The sequence below is a fragment of the Nonomuraea rhizosphaerae genome (assembly GCF_019396405.1).
Lineage (GTDB): Bacteria > Actinomycetota > Actinomycetes > Streptosporangiales > Streptosporangiaceae > Nonomuraea > Nonomuraea rhizosphaerae.
In genome coordinates this window covers 1-5,884 of the sequence record NZ_JAHKRL010000030.1, presented here as the reverse complement: position 1 = coordinate 5,884, position 5,884 = coordinate 1, and the positions used below count along the sequence as shown (strand labels likewise).

The window sequence follows — 5,884 nt, the reverse complement described above, 5'->3', positions numbered from 1 at the left end:
GTCGACCTCGCAGAGGGTGCGCGCCGGGGCGAGGTCGGCGGCCATCACGGCGAACGGCTTGTCCTCGCGGTGCTTGCGCCGCCGCAGCTCGGCCGCCGCCCGCTCGTCCGACGCCAGCACGGCCAGGTGGTAGCCGCCCAGTCCCTTGATCGCCACCACCCGCCCGGCGAGCAGCAGCCGCGCGCACTCCGCGACCGGATCGTCCACGCCCGGCCCGCTCAGGCCGTCCGCGCCGCCCGGTGAGTACGCGCCGCCCGGTGAGTACGCGCCGTCCGATGAGTACGCGCCGCCCGGTGAGTACGCGCCGTCCAGCGAGTACGCGCCGACCGGCCGGTCCGTGCCGTCCGGGGCGGCCAGGCGCAGCCGGGGCCCACAGGCCGGGCAGCAGGTCGGCTGGGCGTGGAAGCGCCGGTCGCCCGGATCGTGGTACTCGGCCGCGCAGTCCGCGCACATCCCGAATCCGGCCATGGTCGTCAGCGCCCGGTCGTACGGCACCCCGCGCACGATCGTGAACCGCGGCCCGCAGTTGACGCAGTTGACGAACGGATAGCCGAATCGGCGATCCCCGGAATCGGCGAGCTCGCGCAGGCAGTCGTCACAGGTGGCGCTGTCGGCCGAGACCAGGGCCCGCCGCCGCCCGGACGGGTCGCTCCCGGCGATGGTGAACGCCGTGGCGCCGCGCGGCCGGCCGGGCACGACGGTGACTCGCTCGATCCGCGACAGGACGGGCGCGTCGCGCTCCAGGGCGTCCAGGAACTCCTCGACCCCGGCCGCCGGCCCCTCGATCTCGATGAACACGCCGCCGGCGTCGTTGCCGACCCGACCGGCCAGGCCGAGCTTGGCGGCCAGCGCGTACACGTACGGCCTGAACCCGACCCCCTGCACGACGCCGGAGACCCGCACGTCGGCCCGTCTGCGCCCGCCCATCCGACCACCCACCCGACCGCGCCTGACCGTGCTCGCACATGAGCAGGGGGCTGCGTGGGATCCCACGCAGCCCCCTGACCAGCAGCTGGTGCTACAGGTACTGCCCCGTGTTGGCCACCGTGTCGATGGAGCGGCCCGCCTCGGCGCCCTGCTTGCCGGAGACCAGCGTGCGGATGTAGACGATCCGCTCGCCCTTCTTGCCGGAGATGCGCGCCCAGTCGTCGGGGTTGGTGGTGTTGGGCAGGTCCTCGTTCTCGGAGAACTCGTCCACGCAGGCCGTGAGCAGGTGCTGCACCCGCAGGCCCTTCTGGCCGCTCTCGAGGAACTGCTTGATGGCCATCTTCTTGCCCCGGTCGACGATGTTCTGGATCATCGCGCCGGAGTTGAAGTCCTTGAAGTACAGGACTTCCTTGTCGCCGTTGGCGTAGGTCACCTCGAGGAAGCGGTTCTCCTCGCTCTCGGTGTACATGCGCTCGACGACGCTCTGGATCATGCCGTGGATGGTGGACTCCCGCGATCCGCCGTGCTCCGACAGGTCGTCGGGGTGCAGCGGCAGTTCGGAGATGAGGTACTTGGAGAAGATGTCCTTGGCCGCCTCGGCGTCCGGCCGCTCGATCTTGATCTTGACGTCCAGGCGGCCGGGCCGCAGGATCGCCGGGTCGATCATGTCCTCGCGGTTGGAGGCGCCGATGACGATGACGTTCTCCAGGCCCTCGACACCGTCGATCTCCGACAGGAGCTGGGGAACGATGGTGTTCTCGACGTCGGAGGAGACGCCCGAGCCACGGGTCCGGAAGATCGAGTCCATCTCGTCGAAGAACACGATCACCGGGGTGCCCTCGGAGGCCTTCTCGCGGGCCCTCTGGAAGACCAGGCGGATGTGCCGCTCGGTCTCACCGACGTACTTGTTGAGCAGTTCGGGACCCTTGATGTTGAGGAAGAAGCTCTTGCCGGACTGGCCGGTCTTCTCCGCGACCTGCTTGGCCAGGGAGTTGGCGACGGCCTTGGCGATGAGCGTCTTGCCGCAACCGGGCGGCCCGTACAGCAGGACGCCCTTGGGCGGACGGAGCTTGTGCTCGCGGAACAGGTCGGCGTGCAGGTAGGGAAGCTCGATGGCGTCCCTGATCTGCTCGATCTGCCGCATGAGGCCGCCGATCTCCTCGTAGGAGATGTCGGGGACCTCTTCGAGCACCAGCTCTTCGACTTCGGACTTGGGGATGCGCTCGTAGACGTAGCCCGAGCGTGGTTCGAGCAGGAGCGAGTCGCCTGCCCTGATGGGCTGGCCGACCAGCGACTCGGCGAGCCGCACGACGCGCTCCTCGTCGGCGTGCGAGATGACCAGTGCGCGCTGGCCGTGCTCAAGGAGCTCCTTGAGCATCACGATCTCGCCGACCTCTTCGTAGCCGAGGGCTTCGACCACGTTGAGCGCCTCGTTCAGCATGACCTCCTGGCCACGCCGGAGCGAGTCGACGTCGACGGCGGGGCTGACGTTCACCCGCAGCTTGCGGCCGCCGGTGAACACCTCGATCGTGCCGTCTTCTCTGGCCTCCAGGAAGGTGCCGAACCCGGACGGCGGCTGCGCCAGCCGGTCGACTTCCTCCTTGAGGGCGACGATCTGGTCCCTGGCCTCCTTCAGTGTGGCGACCAGGCGCTCGTTCTGGCCGGTGACGGCCGCGAGGTTCGCCTGCGCCTCGTGAAGACGCTCTTCAAGGACCCTGGCCTGACGGGGTGACTCGGCCAGCTTCCGCCTCAGCGCGGTGATCTCCTCTTGGAGGAAGGAGACCTGTGTTGAAAGATCAGCGACCTCCCGTTCGCGCTGCGCGGCTCGAGCCTCAGCATCATCGCGAGCTGCCACGCCCCGTCACCTCCTTCCCAGTCGAGGGCGACTACTAAGGACCTTACCTATCTCGGGCCCCTCCGTAACCTGGCCGGGCAGTGTTCGTCGTGTGACAATCGGTATGCGGTGAATAATCCCTAATAGCGCGTTTAATACTGCCAGCACAGGAACACTTCGATCTGTTCCCGTGTCACGCACCAACGCACCCTCGTGGCCAAATTGTCATAGTTCTTCGGTCGTTCCCTTCGGTCGTCGGCGGCGCGGCGGCGGTGCCACGCCGTCCGCCATGCGGCGGGCGCTGACGAGGAAGCCCGTGTGGCCGATCATCCGGTGATCGGGCCGCACGGCCAGCCCTTCGACATGCCAGTCACGAAGCAGGGTCTCCCACGCCTGAGGCTCGGTGAAACTCCCGTGATCGCGAATGACCTCGACAGTCTTGGACATCTGCGTGGTCGTGGCCACGTAACAGCAGATCACGCCGCCGGGCGTGAGGGCCTTGGCGGCGGCGTCGACGCACTCCCAGGGGGCCAGCATGTCGAGGATGACCCGGTCGACGTCGAGCTCGTCGATCGAGGCGACCAGGTCGCCGACGACCAGCCGCCACGTGTCGTCCATGGGGCCACCGTAGAACTTCTCGACGTTCTTGCGGGCCACGTCCGCGAACTCCTGGCGCCGCTCGTAGGAGGTGACGTGCCCCTCCGGCCCGACGGCGCGCAGCAGGAAGCAGGTCAGGGCGCCGGAGCCGACCCCGGCCTCGATCACCCGCGCGCCCGGGAAGACGTCGGCCATGCCGACGATCATGGAGGCGTCCTTGGGGTAGATCACGGCGGCGCCGCGCGGCATGGCGAGGGTGTAGTCCTGCAGCAGGTGGCGGAAGGCCAGGTACTGGGTTCCGCCGGACGAGCGCACCACGGAGCCCTCGGGCTGCCCGATCAGATCGGCGTGCGGGATGGCGCCCTTGTGCGTGTGGAAGACACCGTCCTCCTTGAGCGTGATCGTGTGGCGCTTGTTCTTGGGGTCGGTGAGCTGCACCTGATCCCCCGCCTGGAACGGCCCATGCCTGCGGAAACCCATGGCGGCAAGGTTATAGGGCTTTCGAGCACCGGCTGACGCGCGATATCTATGAGGGATGCTCCCGCGCGAAGTGATCTCCACCGGCCCCCTGATACTGCGCAAGCCGTCCCAGTCGGACGTGGAGGCGATCACGCGCACCTGTGACGACCCGGTGACGGCCAGGTTCCTGTTCTCGCTGCCCTCCCCGTACACGCGCGCGGACGCGATGGAGTACCTGCGGGCGGCCGAGACCAGGTGGCTGGACGGCGGCGCGGAGTTCACGATCACCGAGAACGGCCGGTACGTGGGCGCGATCGGGGCCAGGCCGCCGGACCGCTGGGGCGTGTCCGAGATCGGCTACCTGGCCGCCCCCTGGGCGCGCGGCAAGGGCGTGGTGAGCACGGCGGCCCGCGGGCTGACCGACTGGCTGTTCGACCACGGGGTGCAGCGGGCCGAGATCAGCGCCGAGGTGGAGAACATCGCCAGCCTGCGGGTCGCCGGCAAGGCCGGATTCAGGGAGGAGGGGCGCAGGCGCGAGGCCAGGACGCTGCCCGACGGGCGGCGGGCCGACTTCGTCACCTTCGCCAGGCTCCCGCGCGACTCCGGCGAGGCGGCCGAGCCCTACCTGCCGTTCTTCGACGGCGGGGAACTGGGCGACGGCGTGGTGCGGCTGACCCCGATCGGGCTGGACGACCTCGGCGACTACCACCGGATGATGCTGGAGCCGACGGTGCAGGCGTACGGGATCGGACCGGCCAGCACCTACGAGGAGGACGAGCGGCGCTGCCGCCTGACCGGCTGGTGGTGGCTGTCCGGGCAGCGCGTCGAGCTGGCGATCAGGGACGCGGCCACCGGGGCGTTCGCCGGGCACCTGCAGCTCACGCAGGTGGTGCCGGTGCTCGGGCAGGCCATGATCGGCTACTCGCTGCTGCCGGAGTTCCGCGGCAGGGGGCTGATGTCGCGGGCCGTGCGGCTGCTGACGGACTGGGCGTTCGCCGCCACGCCGCTGCACCGGATCGTGGCCGGGACCGAGGTGGGCAACCTCCCCTCGCAGCGGGTCCTGCAACGGGCCGGGTTCTCCCGCGAGTCGATCCAGCGCGAGATGCTGCCCAAGGCGGACGGCTCCCGGGTGGACGAGGTCACGTGGCTGCGCCTGCGGGGAAGCTGACCGGAAATTCCCATTTCCTGTTGAGGGGTGGTCAAGCGGCACGACGGCGGCGAGACTCAGGGTCACCGCCCCTGAGATGAGCGTGATCGTGCGCGCTGTCTCGATCTCCCCTCAGCCGAGGGATACCGCGATGCCTTACAACCGTGTCGATTTCGCCATGCGTGAACTCATCGCCTCGTTCACCTGCCTTGACCCCGCGGGACTGATCGACAGGCTGAGCCGGACCGCCGCCGCGGTCGCCGGAACTGCCTACGCGGGATTCGTACGGGTGGACGTGTTGCGGGAGGTGGCGCACACCGTCAATGTCCATGCGCCCCCGGGCGATCCGCTGCGGGTGCGCCCGTGGCTGGAGGAGTCCGGGGTGCTCAAGGCGCTGTCCGCCGCTCCGGGCCCGCTGCTGATCGCGCCGGACCTGGTGCTCGGCGAGCCGGGCTTCCTGGCCATGCCGCTGCCGCTGGCCACCTGCGACCACGGGTTCGTGTGGGTGGCTGGGCGGCGGTTCGGGGAGCCGGACGAGCACCTGCTGAGCCGCTTCGCCACCGCCGCCGGCCGCGCCCTGGAGGCCGCGACCGGGCTGGAGGCCGCGGTGCGGCTGTTACGGGGGGTGCAGGCCTTCCCCGGGACCTGATCCCGTACGGGGTCGCCGTGCCGCGTGCGGGGCCCGCGGGCCGCCTGCCGGGCGGCCGGGCCACGCACCGGGCCGACGGTTTCGTACGGGCCGGATCCTCGCGTTCCGGACGGCCGCCCCACGGCGTCCCGGGTACGGGAAATGCGGCGTGAGCAGCACTTGGCACGCGTCGATTTCCCGCGAATTACCCGGCTTTTCGCGCCTTTTGCGGAAATGCAGGTGGGCGTCAGGAAAACGTCACACACGTCGCCTCGCCGGCGCACCGTCGCGC

Annotated in this window: 5 protein-coding genes; 2 read left to right on the top strand and 3 right to left on the bottom strand. The window is 69.8% G+C overall.

Annotated features, from left to right (window positions below):
- From KME77_RS01500 to KME77_RS01490, 3 genes are all read right to left on the bottom strand, one after another.
- On the bottom strand, positions 1-927 hold a 927-nt coding region (locus KME77_RS01500), incomplete at its 3' end, for an acylphosphatase (protein ID WP_219460722.1).
- Positions 928-1,018: 91 nt separating this feature from the next.
- Positions 1,019-2,782: a proteasome ATPase gene (gene arc / locus KME77_RS01495; protein ID WP_219460719.1), complete on the bottom strand. Its 1,764-nt coding sequence runs from the start codon at positions 2,780-2,782 to the stop codon at positions 1,019-1,021.
- A gap of 204 nt (positions 2,783-2,986) precedes the next feature.
- Positions 2,987-3,838, bottom strand: a complete 852-nt coding sequence (locus KME77_RS01490; RefSeq protein ID WP_219460716.1) for a tRNA (adenine-N1)-methyltransferase — start codon at positions 3,836-3,838, stop codon at positions 2,987-2,989.
- A 55-nt stretch (positions 3,839-3,893) separates the two neighbouring features.
- Between KME77_RS01490 and KME77_RS01485 the strand changes: the two genes are divergently transcribed.
- Together KME77_RS01485 and KME77_RS01480 are read left to right on the top strand one after the other, a co-directional pair.
- Entirely contained in the window at positions 3,894-4,985 is a 1,092-nt protein-coding gene (locus KME77_RS01485) for a GNAT family N-acetyltransferase (protein ID WP_219460713.1), read from the top strand.
- 130 nt (positions 4,986-5,115) lie between these two features.
- Entirely contained in the window at positions 5,116-5,613 is a 498-nt protein-coding gene (locus tag KME77_RS01480) for a hypothetical protein (RefSeq protein WP_219460711.1), read from the top strand.
- Positions 5,614-5,884: the final 271 nt, after the last annotated feature.

Coding starts and splice junctions, on each gene's coding strand:
- KME77_RS01480 (WP_219460711.1), top strand. CDS start 5,116: ATGCCTTACAACCGTGTCGATTTCGCCATGCGTGAACTCATCGCCTCG.
- KME77_RS01490 (WP_219460716.1), bottom strand. CDS start 3,838: ATGGGTTTCCGCAGGCATGGGCCGTTCCAGGCGGGGGATCAGGTGCAG.
- KME77_RS01485 (WP_219460713.1), top strand. CDS start 3,894: ATGCTCCCGCGCGAAGTGATCTCCACCGGCCCCCTGATACTGCGCAAG.